Raw genomic sequence first — 19,868 nt, forward strand, 5'->3', positions numbered from 1 at the left:
TACCGCCCCGTCCCGCCCACCCCCAACGCAACAAGCCGGTGCCGATCACAAGCCCTGGCCGCGAGCGGGCCAAGATCGCCTTTGCGTAAGCGGCTCAGCGCGAACGTCTGCGGGCGGCGGCACGAGGGACACAGACGGGTGGCCTCCGTGGCGGACGGTTCGCCACGGGGGCCACCCGGCACGTGCGGTGACCGGCACGGAACGGGAAGAGGGCCCGGAAACCCTTCGGACCGGATCCGTCCCGTCGGCGGCGAGCGCGGAATTCCGTTGTCTACTGGGCGTCCGGGCCCGTCCCGGGTCCAACCCCCCGCCCGGCTGGGGTGCCCCGACCCGACGGATCACCGGCCCTGCGCCTGGCTGTACGGACGAAGTCACGCTCCGTCACGGGCGCAGGATCCGACGATGTCGACGACGGCCAACCGGCCAGTCCCGTGCTGGACTGGGCAGCAAACTACCGACCTCAGCTCAGATGTCAACCGTGTCCCGATCAGCGGCGACATCAAGTTTTCGCAGCTAGGACATGTCCCCGCAGCGTGGCTCAATGCCGCAGATGTCATGTCACGGCGAGCGGGGGGAAAGTCGGGAAAGCGCGGCCGGCAAGGGCCCCGTGTGGACCACGCCGAGCCTCTGCGTGGCCCGGGTGAGCGCCACGTAAAGATCGCTTGGCCCGCGCGGGGACTCTTCGAGGATCAGCGCGGGCTCCACCACGATCACCGCGTCGAACTCCAGTCCCTTGGCGTCGGCGACGGCGAGCACGGCCGCCGGCGAGTCGAGCGCCGCCGCGCCCGGCCCGGCCACCGCGCCCTCGACGGCGGCGGTCACCGCCGCGCCGACCTCCCCGGCGAGCGAGGCGGGCACGAGCACCGCCAACCGGCCGCCCTCGATCATCTCCGCCCTGACCACCTCGCCGACGGACTCCGTGAGCGAGGTCACTCTCAGCGACCAGGGGTGCTCGGTGGTGTCGCGGACCGAGTCCGGGGCGGTGAGCGCGGGGTCGACCAGCTTGAGCACGTCCGCGGCGACGGCCATCAGCTCACCAGGGGTGCGGTAGTTGACGGTGAGCGTCTCCTCCCGGTGGCGGCCCTGCACATAGGGCCGCAGCACCTCGTCCCAGGAACGCGGACCGGCGGCGAGGCCGGTCTGGGCGATGTCCCCGACCACCGTCATCGCCCTGGCGGGAGCGCGCCGCATGAGGGTGCGCCACGCCATCGGCGTCAGCTCCTGCGCCTCGTCGACGATCACGTAGCCGAAGGACCAGGTCCGGTCGGCGGCGGCGCGCTCGGCGGTGGTGAGGTACGCGTCGCCGCCGCGGTGCCTGGCGGCGAACCGCTCGGCGTCCATCACGTCGGCGATGCCGGTCATCTCCAGCACCTCCTTGGCGTACTTCAGCTCCAGCTCGCGCTCCTCCCGCTCGGCGCTCTGGCTCGCCGCCCGCTCCTCCTCCGCCATCCACGCGCTGGCCCGCAGCACGTGCTCGTCGATCTCGCCGAGCAGTTCGGCCGCCTCGTCGAGGAGCGGCACGTCGGACTCGGTCCACCACTCCCCGCCGCCACGCGGCGGGTCGCGGCGCAGCAGCGAGCGCTCGTGGGACGTCAGGCCGGCCGCGGCGCGGTCGAGGCGCTCGGCGGAGGTGTAGAGGCCGATGAGGAGTTGCTGCGGGGTGAGATAGGGCCACAGCCGGTTCAGCGCGGTGCGCACCGCGGGTTCGGTGCGCAACTCCTCGCGGATGTCGGCCAGCTCGTCCTCCTCGATCGCTCCCCGGCCGAGCCGCCGGGCCGACTGCCGGGCCAGGGCGTTCAGCAGGTGGCGGACGAAGGGGGCGCGGGCCTGGTTGTGCGGGCGGCGCGAGCGGGCCGCCTTGTTCCGGGCCGCCTCGCAGGTGCGCTGGTCGAGGGTGAGCGTGTGGTCGCTCAGCTTGATCTCGATCGGCTTGCGCGGCATCCGCTGCCTGTCCCGTACGGCACGGGCCACGACCTCGGCCATCCGGGCGTCTCCCTTGACGGCGGCGACGTCGGCGGGGTCCCGGGCGGTGGCGGTGAGGCCGGGGTAGAGCTCGCCGACGGTGGACAGCAGCACGTCGGTCTCGCCCAGGGAGGGCAGCACCTGCTCGATGTAGCGCAGGAAGGTCAGGTTGGGGCCGAGGATGAGCACGCCGCGCCGGGCGAGCTTGTCGCGGTGGGTGTAGAGCAGATAGGCGGCGCGATGCAGGGCGACGACGGTCTTGCCGGTGCCGGGACCGCCCTGGACCACCAGGACGCCGCTCAGGTCGGAGCGGATGACCCGGTCCTGCTCGGCCTGGATGGTGGCCACGATGTCGCGCATCCGGCCGGTGCGCCTGGCGTCGAGCGAGGCGAGCAGGGCCGCCTCGCCGTTGAGGGTGGCGCGGTCGGCGTCGGCGAGGCCGTCGAGGTCGAGCAGGTCGTCGTCGACGCCGACCACCCGTCTGGCCCTGGTCTGCAGGTGCCTCCGCCTGGTGACGCCCATCGGCGAGGCCGGGGTGGCGCGGTAGAAGGGCTGCGCCACCGGGGCCCGCCAGTCGATCATCAGGCGGTCCTCGTCGTCGGACAGCCCGATGCGGCCGATGTAGAGGGAGGTGTGGTCGGCGTGGTCGAGCCTGCCGAAGCACAGGCCGTTCTCCACCGCCCACAGCCGGGCCAGCCGCTGGGTGTACATCTCCGTGAACGAGTCGCGTTCGATGACGTTCTGGCGGGTGCCCTTCCCTCCCTGGGCGAGCACGCCGTCGAGTTGCCGCTGGGTGTGCTCGCGCAGCGCGTCAAGCCGGTCGTAGAGCCGCGACACGAAGTCCTGCTCTTTGGCGAGCTCGGTTTGACGCCGGGCCGCCGCTCCACTAGTATTTGTGTTAATGGGACACTCCGGGCCATTTTTGTGTTTCTAACGACAAAGCAGAGTATCAGGTCCGTTGAGAACTCCGTCATCATCTCATGCCGCACACGGTCGCCGCGTTGCCCGGGCGACGGTTAGACTCGGGCGAGTTAGGAAACTTTCCTAACTCCATGACGCGACCATTCGAAGGGTGCGGATCGTGACGCGGCCGACACCGGGGACGCCGAGCCTGCTGCGGGCGATCAACGATCGCGCCGCCCTGCAGGCCCTGTTGGAGAGCGGCCCGCTGACCCGCCCGGAGCTCGGGGCGCTGACCGGTCTCTCCAAACCGACCGCCTCCCAGCTCCTCACCCGTCTCCAGGCCGTGGGCCTGGTCGTGGCCGACGGCATCAGAGAGGGCCTGCCCGGCCGTACGGCGGAGCTCTACCGGCTCAATCCGGCCGCCGCCCACGTGGCCGCGCTCGACGTCACCCCCGCGCGGATCGAGGTCGCCGTCGCCGACATCACCGGCACGGTGGTCGGCGAACACCGGCTGACCACTCCCCGGTCCCGCGGCGACGTGGTGGCGAAGGTCCGCGCCGCCCTGGACGGCGCGCTGACCGGTCTCCCCGGCGCGGTTCCGCACCAGGTGGTCATCGGCATCCAGGGCGCGCTCGACCCCGGCACCGGCCGGCTCGGCTACGCCGCGCACATCCCCGGCTGGCACATCCCCGAACTGCTCCCCGCCCTGCGGGAGGGCCTCGGCGTCCCCGTCGCCGTGGAGAACGACGTCAACCTCGTCGCGCTCGCCGAGCAGGCCCACGGCACCGCCAGGGGCCACCACGACTTCGTCCTGCTGTGGGCCGGCGAGGGTCTCGGCGCCGCGCTGGTGCTCGGCGGGCGGCTGCACCGAGGGGCGACCGGCGGCGCCGGCGAGGTGGGCTACATGCCCGCCGTCGGCGCGCCCAGCGCCCGCGAGGTGGGCCGGCACGCCACCCACGGCTACCAGGCGCTGAGCGGAGGCGCCGCCGTACGGGCCCTGCTGCGTTCGCACGGGGTCCGCGGCGCCGGGCCCGCCCAGGCGGTGCGGAACGCGGTGCGGGCGGCGGAGGCGGGCGACGAGCGCGCGGCGGAAGGGCTGCGTCAGGTGGCCGGGCGGCTGGCCATGGGGCTGGCCGCGATCACCGCGGTCGTCGACCCGGGGCTCGTCGTGCTGACCGGCGGCACCCTCCTCGCCGGCGGCGAGACGCTGCGCGCGCTCGTCGAGCGGGAACTGCACGCCCTGACGCTGCCCCGGCCGCGGTTGCGGCTGTCCACGGTCGAGGGCAACCCGGTGCTCGCCGGGGCGCTCGACCTCGCGCTCACCGCCACCCGCCAGGAGGTGTTCGGCTCCACCGTCTCGCCCTGATCGTCACGGCGTGGGAGCTGGACGGGATCCCGTCACCAGAATAGAGTTCTGTAGCCATGCGCACAGGATTGCTCGTCAACGTATCCAACGGGCCGGACGCCGTCGACCGGCTGCGTGACCGGCTGAGCCGGGCGGCCGACGACGGCTTCCCCTCCGCCTGGATCTCCAACATATTCGGCCTCGACGCACTGACCGCGCTGGCCGTGGCGGGCAACCAGGTGCCGGGGATCGAACTCGGCACCGCCGTCGTGCCCACCTACCCTCGTCACCCCGCCGTCCTGGCCCAGCAGGCGCTGACGGTCAACACCGCGCTCGGCGGACGGCTGGCGCTCGGCATCGGCCTGTCGCACAAGGTGGTGATCGAGGACCTCTACGGCTACAGCTTCGAGCGGCCCGCCCGGCACATGCGCGAGTACCTCTCCGTCCTGGTGCCGCTGCTGCGCGGGGAGAAGGTCGAGTTCACCGGGGAGACGCTCAGCTCACGGGTCGGCCTCAACGCCCCCGGGACCGGCGACATGCCGGTGCTCGTCGCGGCGCTCGGACCGCGCATGCTCAAGCTCGCCGGCGAACTGGCCGACGGCACGGTGCTGTGGATGACCGGCCCGAACACGGTGGCCGGGCACATCGCGCCGGCGATCACGACGGCCGCCCGGGAGGCCGGGCGGCCCGCGCCGCGGATCGTCTGCGCGCTGCCCGTGTACGTCACCGACGACGTGGACGCGGCCAGGGAACGCGCCACCAAGGTGTTCGCGGGGTACGGCGACCTGCCGTCCTATCGGGCGATGCTCGACCGTGAGGGGGCGGCCGGGCCGGCCGACGTCGCGCTCGTGGGCGATGAGGAGTCGGTGGCCGCCCAGGTGGAGGAGCTGGCCGGGGCGGGCGTCACCGACTTCGTCGCCAACGACTACAGCGGCGGCGGGAGTGCCGGCCGTACCCATGCGTTTCTGAAGACCCTCGTGTGAGAGCACCGCCGCGCCGCGTGCGGCGGCGCGGCGGTCAGGCCCCTCACATGAAGTAGCGGAGCCAGACGTAGCCCCAGGCGATCACCACGCTGAAGACCGTCACCACGATCCCGTACTTGGTGAACTCCCAGAAGCTGATCCGGATCCCGTTCCGGCGGGCGATGCCGAGCGCGACGACGTTCGCGCTCGCGGCGACCGCCGTGCCGTTGCCGCCGAAGTCGGCGCCCAGCGCGAAGGCCCACCACAGCGCCTGCCCGGTCGCGGGGTCGGGGACCTCGGCCACCAGCCCCTCGACGATGGGGGCCATGGTCGCGACATAGGGGATGTTGTCGAAGAACGCCCCGAAGACGGCCGAGCCGAACAGCAGCGAGGTGGCCGCGCCGAAGTAGTTGTCCCCCACCGCGCCGATCGCCCACTCGCCGATCGTGGCGATGACGCCGGTGTGCACGAGCCCGCCGACCATGACGAACAGTCCCATGAAGAACACCAGGGTCGGCCACTCCACCTCCTCCAGATACTCGGCGGCCTCGGTGCGCGAGACCAGGATCATCACCCCGGCGCCGATCAGCGCCACGATCGCCGGCTCGACGTGCAGCACCGAGTGCAGCCCGAACCCCACGACCACCAGGCCGAGCACGACCAGGCAGCGGACCAGCAGCCGCCCGTCCTTGATGGCGCGGCGCTCCTGCAGTTCCATCACCTCCGCCACCCTCTCTGGGTTGTAGCGGAACGACTTGCGGAACAGCACCCAGGTCAGCAGCGTGAAGAGGACGAAGATCACGACGACGATCGGCGCCATGTGCGCGAGGAAGTCGTTGAACGTCAGGTTGGCCCGGCTGCCGATGATGATGTTCGGCGGGTCGCCGATGAGGGTCGCCGCGCCACCGATGTTGGACGCGAGCACCTCGGCGATGAGGTACGGCGCGGCCGGCAGGTCCAGCCGCTGGCACACCACGATGGTGACCGGCGCCACCAGCATGATCGTGGTGACGTTGTCGAGGAACGGGGAGGCCACGCCGGTGATCACCATGAGCATCACCATGAGCCGGTACGGCCGGCCCTGCGATCTCTTGGCGGCCCAGATGGCCAGGAAGTCGAACACGCCGGTCTGCTTGATGATGCCGACGATGACCATCATGCCGAAGAGCAGGAAGATGACGTTCCAGTCGACGCCCTCGTGTTCGGAGAAGAAGATCTCCGAACCGGGTGCGAAGCCGAGGGCGACCATCAGGCCCGCGGCGATCAGGACGACCTTGACCTTGTCCACCTTCTCCGTGGCGATGAAGATGAAAGCCACCACGAAGATCATCAGAGCTGCGACGGCGGTCATCGGCGCCTGCCCGGCGGTCCGGCGTGCGGGGCGCAGGCCACGCGGGTCACGGAGATGTGCGGTGATGCCGTCGAGTTGGGTGCGCGCCGGCATGGCGGCACCGCGAGTACGCGATACACGGAAGGACCCTCCGATGAGAAGAGACCGGTGGCCGATCGGCCGCCGGTGAGTTACTTCGTCAGCTCATCGAAGGGGGCGCGCGGGGTTCACGGGTGCCGACGGCCACCGCATGGCTCCCGAAGGACGCCTCGTACACCTGGTGGCGCGGGCCGCCGGACGGGGCGACCGCGCCTTCCGCGGCGGTCGCGAGGACGTGCTGGCCGCCGGGGATGTCCGGCTCGGCGAGCCTGCGGTGATCGCCCGGCAGTCCCTGCCCCGGAGTCAGCAGCAGGCTGGGCTTCATCGCCGGCATGAAGATCCGGGCGGGTTCCCTGCCCGCCTCGGCCGTGACCACCACGACCCCGTGCGGGGCGCCGTCGGGGACGGTGAGCCCGGCTGCGAACGTGAGCGCGCACAGCGTGGCGGCGAGCAGCGCCTTCAGGAAACGGGCAGGGGGGAAGGTCACGACGCCCCCTCACCACCGTTCCTGTTATATGGAACTAAATAGTACCATCCTGCTCTTTACTTCCTCGGAGCACGGAAGGTGACGTGCCACACACTTCACACCCGCTCACATTCGCCCTGCTCCGGACCACTGCGCCCACCCCGGGAGCGGTTCCCCGCCCTCACCGAGCCGAGCACTGGAGAAGTACCCCTCAGGCGAGAAGCGGTGGTGACGCAAACAAATGCAAACACCGCGTCATGAGCCCGTCGCCTCATAGCGGGGCGATCCTGATCCGGCCGACCGGGGACACCGGCGGCAGGCCGATCATCTCGGCGTCGGCCTGCTCTTCACTGGAAGCACCGCAGCCGACCGCGTCGGCGGTACCGCCCCCCGTGCGGTGCCGCCGTACCCGCGTCAGGAGAGCGGGCGCACGTCCATGCCGTAGCTCAGGCGGTCGATCCACCAGGGACCGCAGCTCGCGATGCTCCACTGGCCGCTGTTGGTCGTCATCCAGCCGCCGTCCCTACGGCCGTTGACGCACTGGACCCACGCGCGAAACTCGTACGCGGGACCGCTCGTCGCGCATCGGGCGGAGAACGAGTTCTGACCGATGGTGTAGTCACAGTCATTGACCGCCGCCGACGCCGGGCTCAGCACACTCGATCCGACGGCAACGGCTCCCGCCGCGAGCACGGTTGCGGCGAGGACGCGCAGGGTTCTTCTCATACCCTCTCCTATGTACTGGTGGCGGATGACCGTCGTACGCCCCGGTTCACGCCTCATTCCGGGATGTGCAACAGAGAGAATGCTTAGGAAACTTTCCTAATCGAAAGATACGCGTCAACCGGAGCGCGTCAACCCTGCGCACCGACGACCTCATCCAGGTCGAAGCGGCGGAGCCAGGTGGTGATCTTGTTGTGGCGGGCGGGAGTCTCCGCCACCGTGAGCCGATCGCTCTGAGGTGGCCGCGCAGCAGGTCGGCGACCAGGGTGATGGTCTTGGTGGACAGCTGCAGGCGGCACTGGTAGACAGCAGACGGCGCGTCCTAGGCGGGTGTTTTGGCCGTTCTCACACACCGCCATGCCCCCGCTGGAGGCGCGCCGCGTCGCCGCCGCAAGGCGTCCGCAGGCGTCGCCCTCAGCAGGGGCGCGAGATAGGCGTCTCGGGGGTGCCGGTCAGGACGGCGGGGCGAACCTATCCCGCCCGCCCAGCGATCAAGAAATGGCTCGGCATTCCCTGGCTGGGATGAACCTCAGGCGACGTGAACCCCGATTCGCGAAGCAGCCGCTCATAGGTATCGAGGGAGTGAGCCTCGCCCTCCCCGGTGCTCGTGAGCATGATCACCGAGAAGAGGTACGGGAAGGGTGTCGTGGTCGGAGCCGCACCTGAGATGAACTCGTGGATCGCCAGCCGACCATCTGGCTTGAGTGCGGTGGCAAGCCGGGACAGGAGCGTCAAGCAGCGTTCTTCTGAGAAGTGATGGAAGAGGTGGCTGACGATGATCAGGTCGTAGGGCCCGGCCAGCGGCACCTCGAAAGCATCACCTCTGATGAAGCTGGTGCGCTCGGCGAGATCCAGTCGCTCGATCGCGTCCTTGGTGAGGTCCAAGACTTCCGCCGAGTCGAGGAGCGTTGCGTGTGCTTTCGGATCCCGAGCTGCCTGCGTGAGCGAGAACAAACCGCTGCCGCAAGCTACATCGAGGATGTCCAGACTGTCGCGTGGGCCGGCCCATGGCTCGATCAACTCGGCGAGCACCTGCGACCCGGGACCGGCGACTGCTCCCACGCTGGACGGGGAGAAGGTCTCCCAGAACTCGTGTCCAGGCGTCTCCCAAGGCCGTTCAGCCAGGGTCGTGCCGCGACGGACCGCCTCGGCCAGACGCGGGTACCCCTCCCAGGCCCAGGGGCCGGCCAAAATGTTCAGCATGTTGCCCAGATAGCTTGACCGGCCGGAGATCAAGTACGTTTCGGCCAGGGCTGTCAGGTGATAGCCGTCATGGCGCTCCAGCAACCCGAGAGCGGCCAGTGCGTCCAGCAAGATGCGCGTCCCCCGAGGGTCGGCGTACACGGCGGAGGCGATGGTGGTTGCCAGCCGGTTCCCGCCGGCGATCTGATCGAAGATGCCTAGCTCTACGCCTGCCTGCACGATTCCTGTCACGTGCATGCCTTGCATCATTTGCATCAGCGGCTCGGGTGAGACTGTTGCACCTACGGCTGAGGGGAGCGTTTCATCGGTCATCAGAGGCCTTCTTATCGGTGGTGACGGTCACTGCCGGGAGCGCACGCGTGGAGCCGGGCGAGACGATGGTGCGGGCGCACGCCACGCGCTCCGCATCGACTGCCACGACGCCGCCGACGTCCATCGAGCACGCCTCAAGCCGGCCGCCTGAAACTTCACTCGGTTGCGAAGAAGCAGCCATCAAGGATCGCCGGTATCCAGGCGATCGCGAACGCCGCCCGGCGTCGTGTGGGTGCTATACGGCGAAAGGAGCTCTCAACTCAGGAGACTTAAACTCGGCATTCCGCCGCGTCTCGTCTGCGAAGTACGGTGCTCCGGGGATGGTGAGAAAGGTAGCGATCTACCCGGCGCCACCAGATCATCGATGTCATATCCGTGAATCCAGTCCAGCTGGTCCGGAAGAGTACTCAGTTTCCGGTCTCGCGATTCGGCGTCAGGGCCGTCCGGAAGGCGGAGGATCTCCGAATTTTCCCATGACGATCGCTGCAGCTGGCGGGTCCGAGGGCGCCGCAACACCTCATACTGACGCAAGGCATCACCCAGGTCGGACCGATCGGTATCGGCCAGGAGTGCCGCGAGCACAGCAGCGTCCTCAATAGCCTGGTTTGCGCCTTGGCCCTGGTGCGGAAGCATCGCGTGTGCGGCATCACCCAGCAAGACTGTGTGCCCGCGAGTCCAGCGCTGCAACGGAGGTAGCGAGAACAACGCCCACCGTGGGCTCTGCTCGACGGAAGCCACCATTTCGCGAACGACAGGATGCCAGCCCTCGAAGGCCGCGAGCGCAGTGCCGGAAGGCTCTTCGGTCATCCAGGTGGAAGACGGCCAGGGCGTAGGACCGGGCAGGGCTGCCAGGAAATTGATGGTATTTTCACTGATCGGGTAGTGAATGAAATAGGCGCCCGGCCCCAGCCAGAGTTGGATCGTCATTTGGTCAGGCATCTCACTGAGAGTGCTGACATTAGCCAGACCCCGGAATCCGGAAACTCCGGAGTACGTCGGAGCTGGTTCACCACCGGTCACCCAGTTTCTAACGGCCGAGCGAACACCATCCGCTCCGACCACGACGTCCGCCATCACCGGGTCTCCCTCGGCGAAATGTAGTCGAATACCATCCTCACGCTCTTCCAGGTCTTGCAAGCGCGAGTTCAAGTTCAGGCCGTCGCGGCCCCAGGAATCGGCAAGGATACGCTGCAGATTCACCCGGTGGATACCGAAGAACTCAGCCCCGTATCGCGTGTTGTATGTCGGGCCCATAGGAAACGATGCGATCGTCTCTCCGCTTGACCAGCGCCGATAGACGACATCTGTCGGCTCTACCGAAGACTCCTTCAGTTTGTCGCCGAGGCCAAGCCTTCGAAGCACTCTTGTGCCATTTGCAGCCAGGGCGACAGCGGCTCCCACCTCGCGCAATTCTGAAGCCTGCTCGTAAATTCGAGCCTCCACGCCATGCTTACGCAGGAGCAGTCCAAGCGTCAGTCCACCAATTCCGGCACCCACGATGGCAATACGCGGTTTCGCAGCTTTCACGGGGATCCCTACCTCCGGCTCACGTGCGCCGCCATACACGGTGGTCGGAGCTCGACCCGCTGCTTCCGGGCTCTACCGCTGCTGACAGCTTTCCAAGACCTTAGGGAAGCGCGGTATAGCGGCGGTATGTCGCCGAGGTCGTGTCAAGGTGGTCTCGGCGGCGGGCGAACGGGTTGGTGCCGCGGTGGAGGGCGCGGCCGGAGCCGTCGCGACGGGTGGCCCGAGCGCTCGGTTTCCGGGAGTTCGGTTCGCAGATCAGCATCCTGCTCAGGTGCTGACCAGCGTGCACCTGTCACGTCGCTCAGGTGGCGATATGGGTGAGAAGCCGCTGATAGCGGCGTCCACCATGTAGGGCTCGACTGATCTTCGGGTTCGTCAACCCTTAGAAGCGACCCAGGTCCCAGACGTGGACGGTGCCGTCCGTGGCGCCTGTCACGATGACCGGGGTGCCATCGATCTCCGTGGTCGTCATCGCGCGAACGTCTCCTGCGGGGACATATGCCTGAAGCTCCGAACGAGCCCCAGATAACCCCTATGGCTTGGCATCAAGATCCCCGCCAAGAGGTGGCCACCTGGGCAAGGGGTGGGCGGGTTAGCTCTCGGCGGTGACCTGCTTCAGCCACCTGCGGGTATGCCGCCGACTGGTCAGATATATGACGGTCTTGCCACGTGCGAAGCGTTCGATCTTGGCCAGGACCTTGAGGCGCATCTGCCGCCGGTAGGTCGCCACGTATTTCACCACGCCCCAGTGGATACGGTTGTAGACCCCGGCTCCGTGCTGGCCCCTGCCGTATCGGACCTGCCGCGAGACGATTCCCCACAGCGCTGCCCACGTCGGCACGTCCATCATGACCACGGTGTCGCACGCTTCCAACCGCACCCGCAAGGTGGAGTTGTAGTTGCCGTCGATGACCCACCGCTGATCGGCTACCAGTGCGCGCTGCGCCGCCTCGAACTTCTCGGCCGGCAGAGGTTCCCATTCCTCGTCGAAGTAGACGGCGTCCAAGTGGATTACCGGTGCGCCCAGTATCGAAGCCAATTCACGGGCGAGGTGGGATTTGCCGCTGCCGCTGGAGCCGACGATGGCGACCCGGTTCATCTGGTGCATGACGCTTCCACGATACGGGTGGGATACCGGGCCGCGGCCCTTCCGCACGTAGACCATCCTCGGCAGCTTGTACGACAGGTTGCCCGGGCTGGTCTGCCCGTTCACGGCGGCATGCGCGGGGCGGACGTTCTCCCCACCATCCGTTACCCACGTCTTCGCGTCCGGGGCACGATCCCGCGTCTCACGCTCCGCCGCCACAGTGACGGCCTCAACCTTGCGCCGTACCGGCCCGGCGGCGAGCCGCTCGACCAAGCCCTTTGAGAGGGTTGCCTTCGCCATGCCATGGACGGTGCAGCATCGCGCCGCCTTGCGTCTCAGCTCAAGCGCGCGATGCAAACAGTAGGACCACCAGTTGCCCACGGCTGCCCACAACTGCCACTAATTCATTGTGCGCGGCTCGCGGATGACATTATCGGCGGGCGCACTGCTGAGGGCCGCTGTGGCAGAGGACCGTCTCTACGTTAAGAGGGGATTGACAGCACAGACGCCAGGCCAGTTCACGCTCGCCTTGATCGTTTGGGTGAGGCTGTGGTGGACCAGCAGCCACCGGTGGAAGGCGCCGAGCAGCGGGCCGTTTACCGGTCGGCCGGGAGTGAGTTCCGGGCAGGTCGGCCAGGGCCGTCGCGTGCCAGGCATCGGCTCCGGCCTCCTCGAACAACTCGGCCGCCGCCTGCAGGACTTCCTTGCCACCGTCGTGTCCGCCGATGGCAAGCAGGACCCGGCCCTCGAGGGTCCGATGACCCAGGTTCCGCGCCAGGTCTCGCGCCTCGTGCAGCGCCGACATGCCCTCCTGGGTACTGCGACCTGCGAGTCTTGCTTCCCCCACGCCGAGCAGCGTCAGCGCGACCATGAACAGGTCGCCGCGCGCACGGACCTCTTGCAGCACCGCCTCGAACAGCCGCAGGGCTTGGGTGTGACGGTCCTGGCGCAGCTGGGACTCGGCCAGCAGTCTGAGCAGCATGAGTTCGAGGTCCCTGGCGCCGGAGGGAAGGACCGCCAGCCCCTGCTCGGCGGCACGCTCGGCCTGGACCGGATCCTGCCGTCTCAGGTGGGCGAGACCGATGTGACTCATCGCGTGCGCCGTACCGAAGTCGTCCTGAGATTCCTGGAAGATCGTCACAGCGCGCTCCAGCGACCCCAGCGAGCCCTCCCAGTCACCTTGCAACCGCTGGGCGACGCCGATGTCGATCAGGGCGAGCGCCTGACCACGACTGTCCCCCACCAGTGCGAACAGCCGGGCGGCCAACTCGGCCGCGTGAACTCCCTCGGCGATGTGCCCGCTGTTCATCAGGTAGTCGCTCTGACCGAGCAGCACCGCGGCTTGTCCCCGTTGGTCGCCAACGCGGCGGCACAGTTCGAGCGCCGTCTCGTTGGCCACTCTGCGATCCTCGCGATATCCCCGCTTCAGGTGAAGGATCGTGCTGGTCGCGGCAAGTTCCCAGCAGTGCTCCGCCCAACCTGCCGCCGCCGTCTGCCGGACCGCGGCGGTTATGGTGAGGCGTTCGGATTCGAGCCAATCCAGCGGCTCGAGAAGCAATCGCTCACTGCTGTCGGGCAGCCAGCGCGGCGCGTATCCCTGGACGTTGTCCCAGACCACACCCCGGAACCGGTTGACGGCCTGCTCGGCCAGCCCGAGCAGGGCGCTGAAGGCGCGGGTCCGAACGCTGTCCCGCTCGGCCGGTGACTCGTGGATGTTGGCCTGCTCAAGGGCGCAAATCCGGGTGAGGTCGTGGTAGCGGTATCGCGGCTGCCCAGCCGCGTCCGCTCCGAGAGGCTGGAGGAGCTGGGCATCGAGGAGGTCCTCCAGCACATTCTCGGCCCTGGTGAGGTCGGGATCCTCCTGAAGGGCGGCCAGCAGCCAAGGGGCGTAACCGGTGGGCGCGTCCACGAGCGCCAGCCGCCGGAACGCGGAGGCGGTCTGGGCCGGGAGGTCCTGGTAGGAAAGGCGGATACTGTCGCGAACGCACATGCCCTCGCCGGTGAGCTGGTCGAGTCGGCGGTGTTCGTCGGCAAGACGAGTCACCACCTCACGGAGCGAGGTGGTGGGGCGGGTGGCCAGCCGGGCGGCCGCGATGCGCAAGGCCAGCGGCAGCCCCTCGCAGAACTGGATGAGCCTGCCCGCCTCCTCTCGCTCTTGGAAGACCCGTTCGGCGCCGAGCACCTGGGTGAGGAGGTCGGTGGATTCCTCCGTGCCCAGGGCTTCGACCGAGACACTGGCCGCGCCGTGAGCTGTGACGAGGCCCTCCAACCGGCGCCTGGCTGTGACGATCACGCAGCAGCCGGGTGTGCCCGGCAGCAAAGGTCTCACCTGAAGGCTTGACGCCGCGTTGTCCAGCAGGATGAGCACTCGGCGATCCTGCAACGTGCTACGGAACAGGCCCGCCCGCGCCTCGGTGTCAGCGGGAATCTGCTGTCCGGGTACGCCGAGAGCGCGCAGGAACCGATCGAGCACCTCGTGGGCGGCGGCCGGAGCCGCGTGCTGGTCGTAACCGTGCAGGTCCGCGAAAAGCTGACCATCGGGAAAACGATCGGCCACCCGGTGCGCCCATCGAACGGCGAGCGTCGTCTTGCCGACACCCGCGATGCCACTGACGACCGCCAGCCGAAGATGACCGGTCGAGGTCGCCAGCAGCCCGTCCAGCACGTCCTGTTCTGTCTTCCTGCCCGCGAATGCCGGGATCGACGGCGGTAACTGGCTCGGCCGACCCGATGGTGCCGCCTCGCGAGCCGGCCACGGCGGATCGGCCGGCGGGGCGTCCTCGCGGAGAATCCGCTCGTGGAGGTCGCGCAGCTGCCGGCCGGGCTCCATGCCCAGCTCATCGACAAGGGCCCGGCGGCCTTCGCGGTAGATGGCCAGGGCGTCGGCTGGGCGACCCGAATGCCAATGCAGTTCCATCAGCCGTGCACGCAGGGTTTCCCGCAGGGGATGGTCAGGGACGGCCGCGCTCAGCCGGTTGATCATCTGCTCGCGCTCGGCGGCCGTTGAGCGCACGGCCGCCCACTCCTCCAGGATGGTCAGGCGTAGGTCCTCCAGCCGCTGACGGGCCGCTTCGAGTCGAGGGCCGGGCAGGCCCGCCAGAACAGGGCCCCGCCACAACTGGAAGGCCTGCCGGTACTGATGGGCGTCCTGGGCTTGTCGGGCTCCTGGCACCATCCGTACCGCTTCGTCGGCGTCAAGTCGGATGGCCGAGGATCGTAGCCGGTAGGCCGACCCCACTGTCTCGATCACCTCGGCCTGCCCACACACCTTGCGCAGCGTGGAGACATGGATGGCGATCTGGACGCGCGCCGTGGCGGGCGGGTCGCTTCCCCAGATCTCATCGATGAGCCGGCTCACGCTCAGCAACCGGCCCGCTTCCAGCGCCAGGAGCGCCAGCACCGCGGCGGGCCGGCCCGCCAGGGGCACCGGGCAGCCTTCGGCCAGCAGCTCCACCGGCCCCAGGACGCGGACCTCCAGGACAGATGCGGGAGAGGAGCGCACCGCTCAGCCTCGCGGCCTACACCCAGTGCAGCCCCATGGCGTGGCCTTAAGAAGGTCCTGCGCCGGCAAGGCACCCGGCCCGTACCGGAGATCGTCGCGGTTCATGAGGCTCGCCCTTCGTTCTGGCCGAAGCTAGCGCCTCTGACGTTATCGCGATTCTTCGCGCATAAGGGGCTTACCGGTAGCTAGGGCCCGGCCATGTGCTGGTCGTGGCGGGCGGGGCGTGCAAGGTCGCTATATAGGGCGCGTGTATCGAGAAAATAGCGGCAGCGCCCAGGGTATGGGCCATGACAGGTCTGATCAGATCATTGGCCGTGGCAGCGACGAGCGTGTCGGTGTTGGCGGCCACGGCGACGCAGTACACAGCCCACGCGGCCACCGGCTCGAGGGTCGATTGTGTGGTGTCGGACCCGGCCGCCTACAACGGCAAGGCGTGGACCGCATACGCGCCCAATGTCGACGACAAGGTGCACGGCCTGGTCAAATTCTATGAGTACAGCGAGATCTTCTCTGTCACCGACGTCTTCACCAGTGACGAACACGTCATCTATGGCCGCGTGCAGTACTGCTACGACGGCGCATGGCGGCCGTACGGCGGCAACAACGGCTGGTACAACGCAGGCTACTGGGGCGACTGGGATCTCAAGGAAGGTCGCCGGATGAAGATCCAGGTGTGCCGCTCGAAGGTGGGGGTGGCCGACGCCGAGTGTTTCGGGTGGAAGAACGTCATCGCCTAAAGGGCGTGCAGAAGTGGATGGACTTCCCCACCTACCCCGACCGACGGCATGCCGTTCCTGCCCTCACCCGAAGTCAGTCATCGAAAGGACTGTCCGTGCAGAACTCGCTACTCGCCTCCCCGAGGCGCCTGTCCCCGCTGGTCGTCTCCGGCCTGGTGCTGGGCCTTGGACTCACCTCCCCCGCGCCGGCGTCGGCTGATCCGACGGCCTCTCCCGCTGCGCAGGGGGGAACCGAAGAAACGGTCGAGACGCTGGCTTCCCGGCCGAAGTTCCAGATCCCCATTGCCTGTGGCGTGTCGGTGTTCATGGATTCGGCCGATTCCCACGACGGGTATCAGGCCACCGCACTGGACATGTATCCCAACACCAGCAACCCCTACACCGGTGGCTACAGCGCCAAGGGCCACAAGGTCCGCCCTTCGGTCGGTGGGAAGGTGCAGTATCTGTCCGGCAGTTCGACCGACACGATGTATGTCGTCCACGACGCCACCTGGCGCACCATGTACGCGCACATGACCAACCGCGCCCGCAACGGTTCCACGGTGGGGGTCGCCGACACGATCGGCAAGATCGGCTCTGTCGGCACCGGCAAGCCCCACCTGCACTACCAGCAGGAGCAGAAGGTCAACGGCAAGTGGACGAAGGTCCGCCCGTACTTCAACGGCAAGAACCGCTCGCTGGGCAGCGACGGCGGTCGCCAGATTCTCATCAGCCACGCCTGCAGCTACAGCCGCCCGACCAAGGTATGCCCCTACAAGATCTCCAACGATGTCACCAAACGCTCCTGGACCGGCACCAAGTTCGACTCCGAAGGCAAACTGTCCAAGGGCCGCACCTACAACTTCGGCCTGGACAAATACCTCAAGCCCAACGGCGCCCTGTACCGCCGGATGATCGCCGCGGGCGGCTCCGACAACCGCGGACCCTGGGTCAACAACAAGTACCTCAAGCGCAACGGAAGCTGCGTCGTCTAAGCTTGAGGTTTAACCCTTGCGACTGCGGTGTTCGGTGAGGGTTCGGCGCGTTTGGTGGTCTTGCCGATCTCGTGATGGCGGGCGCGAGCCCGGTTCTTGGAGCCGAAAGGCCGTCCTGGGCCGGGCCGGGTGGGTTTCGGCGCGCCAGCCGGTAAAGGCCGTCGCGGGCGCAGGTGCCGAAACCGGCCGGTCTCCAGCGCGGCGACGATCGAATACGGCCAGCCCGGGATCATCTGGTGGTCGCCCTTACGGCGGCCATAGGTGTGGCAGAACAGCCGTTGCGGGCTGGTCGGCGCATCCGGGCGCAGCCAGGGGGGTGACATCGGCGGCCAGCACGATCCGCCCGCCCGCCGCACGAGGCGGTGGCACCGTGGCCAGTGCCCGCCGCAGCCGGGCGATCTCGATGCGGCCATGATTGATCGCGTCGTACAAGCCGCCGTGGCCACGGCGGTGCTCGGGCGCCAGCGCCTGCCCGACCAGTGTGCGGACCGGGCCACCGGCGCACAACACCGCCTCGGCCATCTGGTTCTGGTCTCCTATGTGCCGGCGGTTATCTGCGTCTGGTCATCTCGACCTGTTCAGGGTCAGTAACGTGATGCCCGGCACAGCGGGTTTGCGAGGGGCGGGCGAGGAGTGGCAGCAGTGCGGATGGGATGGCGAGATCGTCTGCGGTACCGGTTCGACGGCACGATGGATCGCGGCACACTCCCTCCGATCGGCTGGCCGAGAAGGGCGCCCGCGGTACTGATCGCGCCGGTCACCGCACTGGTGGTCGCCCTGACCGGCCAGGACACATGGGACAGCGGCGGACTGGGCGTCGCGTGGCCAAGCCCGCTCCGCACTCTGGGTCCCGGCACCATGGGCGGCGACGCTGGAACGCCGCTGTTTCCGGCGTTGATGCTCACGGTCAGCGTGGGGGGCATCTTCATCCTCAGCGCGCTCATCGGCGTGCTGATCATCGGGCTGGAGAATCGGATCGGTCCGTTGAGCAAAGGCCGTTCACGCCTCATCGAGCGCGGCCGCACCCCTTTGCCGGGCTGGTCGGAGGAAGAGTTCACGATGGTCGCCGAACCCTCGACGGCCAACCAGGGCCGGCGACGGGATGCAGCCGCCATCGGCCGGCGGCTCAAACACCGCAGCGACCGGTCACCCTCCTATGGAGTGACTCTCAAACCGTCATAGACGACGCCGGCTTGCGGCGCGGACGACATCCTCATCGTTCTCGCCGACAGCTGATCACCGAAGTGGCCCAGAGCACCGGTTTCCACCATCACCGAGACCGGAGCGCGCACCTTCCACTGATGCGGGAGGCGCTGAAACTCCCCCCTGCGACTACCACGTTTGCGACACCTGACGGTCGCATTCTGTAGGCGAGGTGCAACATGGAGTGTCCTGGGCCGGGTCTGACACATGGAGAGCAGAAGGACAGCCATGGATAGCCCGACATCTCCAGTGCCCTCGCCGCCACCTCACCGATCCCGGACCAAGTGGCGAATGCACTACTCGGTCAGCTTGGCCGCCGCTGTGGCCATATGCGCTGTGGGGTTGATCGCGATCAACTCCACAGATTGGGCAGCGGGTGGGTTCTGCCTGGTCGACGGTGTTCGCGTCATCGACATGGTGGTCCACGGTACGGCAGGCGATGATCGGATCTTGTGCGACCCGATCCCCGCAGGCGTCACCGTCGACGGCCTGGCAGGAAACGACACGATCATCATCGGGGTGTTCGCGAACAAGATCGGGAACCGCGGAACCATCAACGGCGGCACCGGGAACGACACCATCATGGTGCGTGGCGGCCATTCCAATCTCGTCGGCGGAAGGGGCGCCTCCGGCAACGAGGGTCGCATCGACGGCGGGCCGGGCAACGATGCCATCAAGGCCGTCGGCGGCGACGGGGGCTTGGGCAGCGGTCTCCATGACGCGGGCGAGGGCGGCGACGGCAACGCCGGGGCGATCGAGGGCGGCGGCGGCAACGACGACGTCACCGCTGTCGGCGGCACGGGAGGGCAGGGCATCGACAGCCTCAGCATCCAAGGCGATCCCGACGGCGGTATCGGCGGCGCCGGGAACGTCGGCACCATCCGCTGCGCCGGCACCGTCACCGTGGCAGGCGGAAATGGCGGACACGGCACCGCCATGGACGCCGACGAGGCCAACAGCGATGGAGACGGCGCGGATGGAGACGGCGGCGTCGGCGGCGTCGGCAACACCAGCCTCATTCAGACGATCGTGCTTGAGGGCATCACCAACACCGTCGACATCGCCGGAGGATACGGCGGGGCCGGGCAGGCACGGGGTGAAGGTGGGGAGGGAGGGATAGGCAACGACCATCCGATCACGGTTGCCGCTCGGGTGAAGATGACCGGCGGCAACGGAGGGAACGCCGGCCCACGTGACATCGGCGGTGGCGGTCATGGCGGCGTCGGCAACACCCGGCCGTTGCGGATCGACAGCGACCGATACCAACTCGTCACCATCGGCGGGGACGGCGGCTGGGGCCGGCCCTGCGGACGTGGCGGCGAGGGCACCACCATGCCCATCGAGGGCGGTCTCACTCAGACGGGGCGCAACTGCCCGTGACTCGTCGCCACAACCAGATGCGCAAGCCAGGGGCCGAGGCGGCAAAGGACCACTGGGGCGCAGCGACGTCTTCGAAGATCTCTGGCCGAACTCACCGATCCCGACGGCCATCACTGTCGCCGGAACCAGCGGCGTGCCGGCCGGACTGCCCAT

At 68.3% G+C, this 19,868-nt stretch carries 15 protein-coding genes; 6 read left to right on the forward strand and 9 right to left on the reverse strand.

Annotation, left to right across the window (positions count from 1 at the left end):
• Positions 1–558: 558 nt before the first annotated feature.
• A complete protein-coding gene (locus tag MBA17_RS16215) occupies positions 559–2,799 on the reverse strand; it encodes a HelD family protein (RefSeq protein ID WP_238497299.1) in 2,241 nt (746 codons plus the stop codon).
• Between the two features lie 235 nt (positions 2,800–3,034).
• On the opposite strand from MBA17_RS16215, the gene MBA17_RS16220 reads away from it, so the two are divergent.
• Both MBA17_RS16220 and MBA17_RS16225 read left to right on the forward strand, forming a co-directional pair.
• Complete coding sequence (locus MBA17_RS16220) at positions 3,035–4,231, forward strand: ROK family protein (protein WP_238497300.1); 1,197 nt, start codon at positions 3,035–3,037, stop codon at positions 4,229–4,231.
• Between the two features lie 56 nt (positions 4,232–4,287).
• Positions 4,288–5,193, forward strand: coding sequence for an LLM class F420-dependent oxidoreductase (locus MBA17_RS16225; RefSeq protein ID WP_238497301.1), 906 nt, complete (start codon positions 4,288–4,290; stop codon positions 5,191–5,193).
• Positions 5,194–5,236: 43 nt separating this feature from the next.
• Here MBA17_RS16225 and MBA17_RS16230 read toward each other — a convergent pair whose 3' ends face one another.
• The 7 genes from MBA17_RS16230 to MBA17_RS16260 form a co-directional block, all read right to left on the reverse strand.
• Positions 5,237–6,523: an ArsB/NhaD family transporter gene (locus MBA17_RS16230; protein ID WP_238497573.1), complete on the reverse strand. Its 1,287-nt coding sequence runs from the start codon at positions 6,521–6,523 to the stop codon at positions 5,237–5,239.
• Between the two features lie 178 nt (positions 6,524–6,701).
• Positions 6,702–7,088, reverse strand: coding sequence for a hypothetical protein (locus MBA17_RS16235; protein ID WP_238497302.1), 387 nt, complete (start codon positions 7,086–7,088; stop codon positions 6,702–6,704).
• 393 nt (positions 7,089–7,481) lie between these two features.
• The gene (locus MBA17_RS16240) at positions 7,482–7,793 is read right to left on the reverse strand and encodes a hypothetical protein (protein ID WP_238497303.1); all 312 of its coding nucleotides are present in this window, start codon (positions 7,791–7,793) and stop codon (positions 7,482–7,484) included.
• Between the two features lie 468 nt (positions 7,794–8,261).
• Positions 8,262–9,305 carry a class I SAM-dependent methyltransferase gene (locus tag MBA17_RS16245; RefSeq protein ID WP_238497304.1) on the reverse strand — a complete coding sequence of 348 codons (1,044 nt, stop codon included), beginning with the start codon at positions 9,303–9,305 and terminating at the stop codon, positions 8,262–8,264.
• Between the two features lie 255 nt (positions 9,306–9,560).
• A complete protein-coding gene (locus tag MBA17_RS16250) occupies positions 9,561–10,832 on the reverse strand; it encodes an FAD-dependent monooxygenase (RefSeq protein ID WP_238497305.1) in 1,272 nt (423 codons plus the stop codon).
• 592 nt (positions 10,833–11,424) lie between these two features.
• On the reverse strand, positions 11,425–12,219 hold the full coding sequence (locus tag MBA17_RS16255; protein WP_238497306.1) for a P-loop NTPase family protein: 795 nt from the start codon (positions 12,217–12,219) through the stop codon (positions 11,425–11,427).
• Between the two features lie 130 nt (positions 12,220–12,349).
• Complete coding sequence (locus tag MBA17_RS16260; protein ID WP_238497307.1) at positions 12,350–15,421, reverse strand: AfsR/SARP family transcriptional regulator; 3,072 nt, start codon at positions 15,419–15,421, stop codon at positions 12,350–12,352.
• Positions 15,422–15,708: 287 nt separating this feature from the next.
• Between MBA17_RS16260 and MBA17_RS16265 the strand changes: the two genes are divergently transcribed.
• Positions 15,709–16,158 (forward strand): hypothetical protein, encoded by a 450-nt coding sequence (locus MBA17_RS16265; protein ID WP_238497308.1) that lies wholly within the window; start codon positions 15,709–15,711, stop codon positions 16,156–16,158.
• Positions 16,159–16,253: 95 nt separating this feature from the next.
• Positions 16,254–17,132: a M23 family metallopeptidase gene (locus MBA17_RS16270; RefSeq protein ID WP_238497309.1), complete on the forward strand. Its 879-nt coding sequence runs from the start codon at positions 16,254–16,256 to the stop codon at positions 17,130–17,132.
• Positions 17,133–17,378: 246 nt separating this feature from the next.
• On the opposite strand, the gene MBA17_RS16275 is transcribed toward MBA17_RS16270, so the two are convergent.
• Positions 17,379–17,654: a transposase gene (locus tag MBA17_RS16275; protein ID WP_238497310.1), complete on the reverse strand. Its 276-nt coding sequence runs from the start codon at positions 17,652–17,654 to the stop codon at positions 17,379–17,381.
• 336 nt (positions 17,655–17,990) lie between these two features.
• On the opposite strand from MBA17_RS16275, the gene MBA17_RS16280 reads away from it, so the two are divergent.
• Positions 17,991–18,314 carry a hypothetical protein gene (locus tag MBA17_RS16280; protein ID WP_238497311.1) on the forward strand — a complete coding sequence of 108 codons (324 nt, stop codon included), beginning with the start codon at positions 17,991–17,993 and terminating at the stop codon, positions 18,312–18,314.
• Between the two features lie 357 nt (positions 18,315–18,671).
• The gene (locus tag MBA17_RS16285) at positions 18,672–19,715 is read left to right on the forward strand and encodes a hypothetical protein (protein WP_238497592.1); all 1,044 of its coding nucleotides are present in this window, start codon (positions 18,672–18,674) and stop codon (positions 19,713–19,715) included.
• The last annotated feature ends 153 nt before the right edge of the window (positions 19,716–19,868 follow it).

The organism is Dolomitihabitans soli (assembly GCF_022213955.1).
Classification (GTDB): Bacteria; Actinomycetota; Actinomycetes; order Streptosporangiales; family Streptosporangiaceae; genus Streptosporangium_A; species Streptosporangium_A soli.

Coding starts and splice junctions, on each gene's coding strand:
- MBA17_RS16225 (WP_238497301.1), top strand. CDS start 4,288: ATGCGCACAGGATTGCTCGTCAACGTATCCAACGGGCCGGACGCCGTC.
- MBA17_RS16230 (WP_238497573.1), bottom strand. CDS start 6,523: ATGACCGCCGTCGCAGCTCTGATGATCTTCGTGGTGGCTTTCATCTTC.
- MBA17_RS16240 (WP_238497303.1), bottom strand. CDS start 7,793: ATGAGAAGAACCCTGCGCGTCCTCGCCGCAACCGTGCTCGCGGCGGGA.
- MBA17_RS16245 (WP_238497304.1), bottom strand. CDS start 9,305: ATGACCGATGAAACGCTCCCCTCAGCCGTAGGTGCAACAGTCTCACCC.
- MBA17_RS16255 (WP_238497306.1), bottom strand. CDS start 12,219: ATGGCGAAGGCAACCCTCTCAAAGGGCTTGGTCGAGCGGCTCGCCGCC.
- MBA17_RS16265 (WP_238497308.1), top strand. CDS start 15,709: ATGACAGGTCTGATCAGATCATTGGCCGTGGCAGCGACGAGCGTGTCG.
- MBA17_RS16275 (WP_238497310.1), bottom strand. CDS start 17,654: ATGGCCGAGGCGGTGTTGTGCGCCGGTGGCCCGGTCCGCACACTGGTC.
- MBA17_RS16280 (WP_238497311.1), top strand. CDS start 17,991: ATGGGCGGCGACGCTGGAACGCCGCTGTTTCCGGCGTTGATGCTCACG.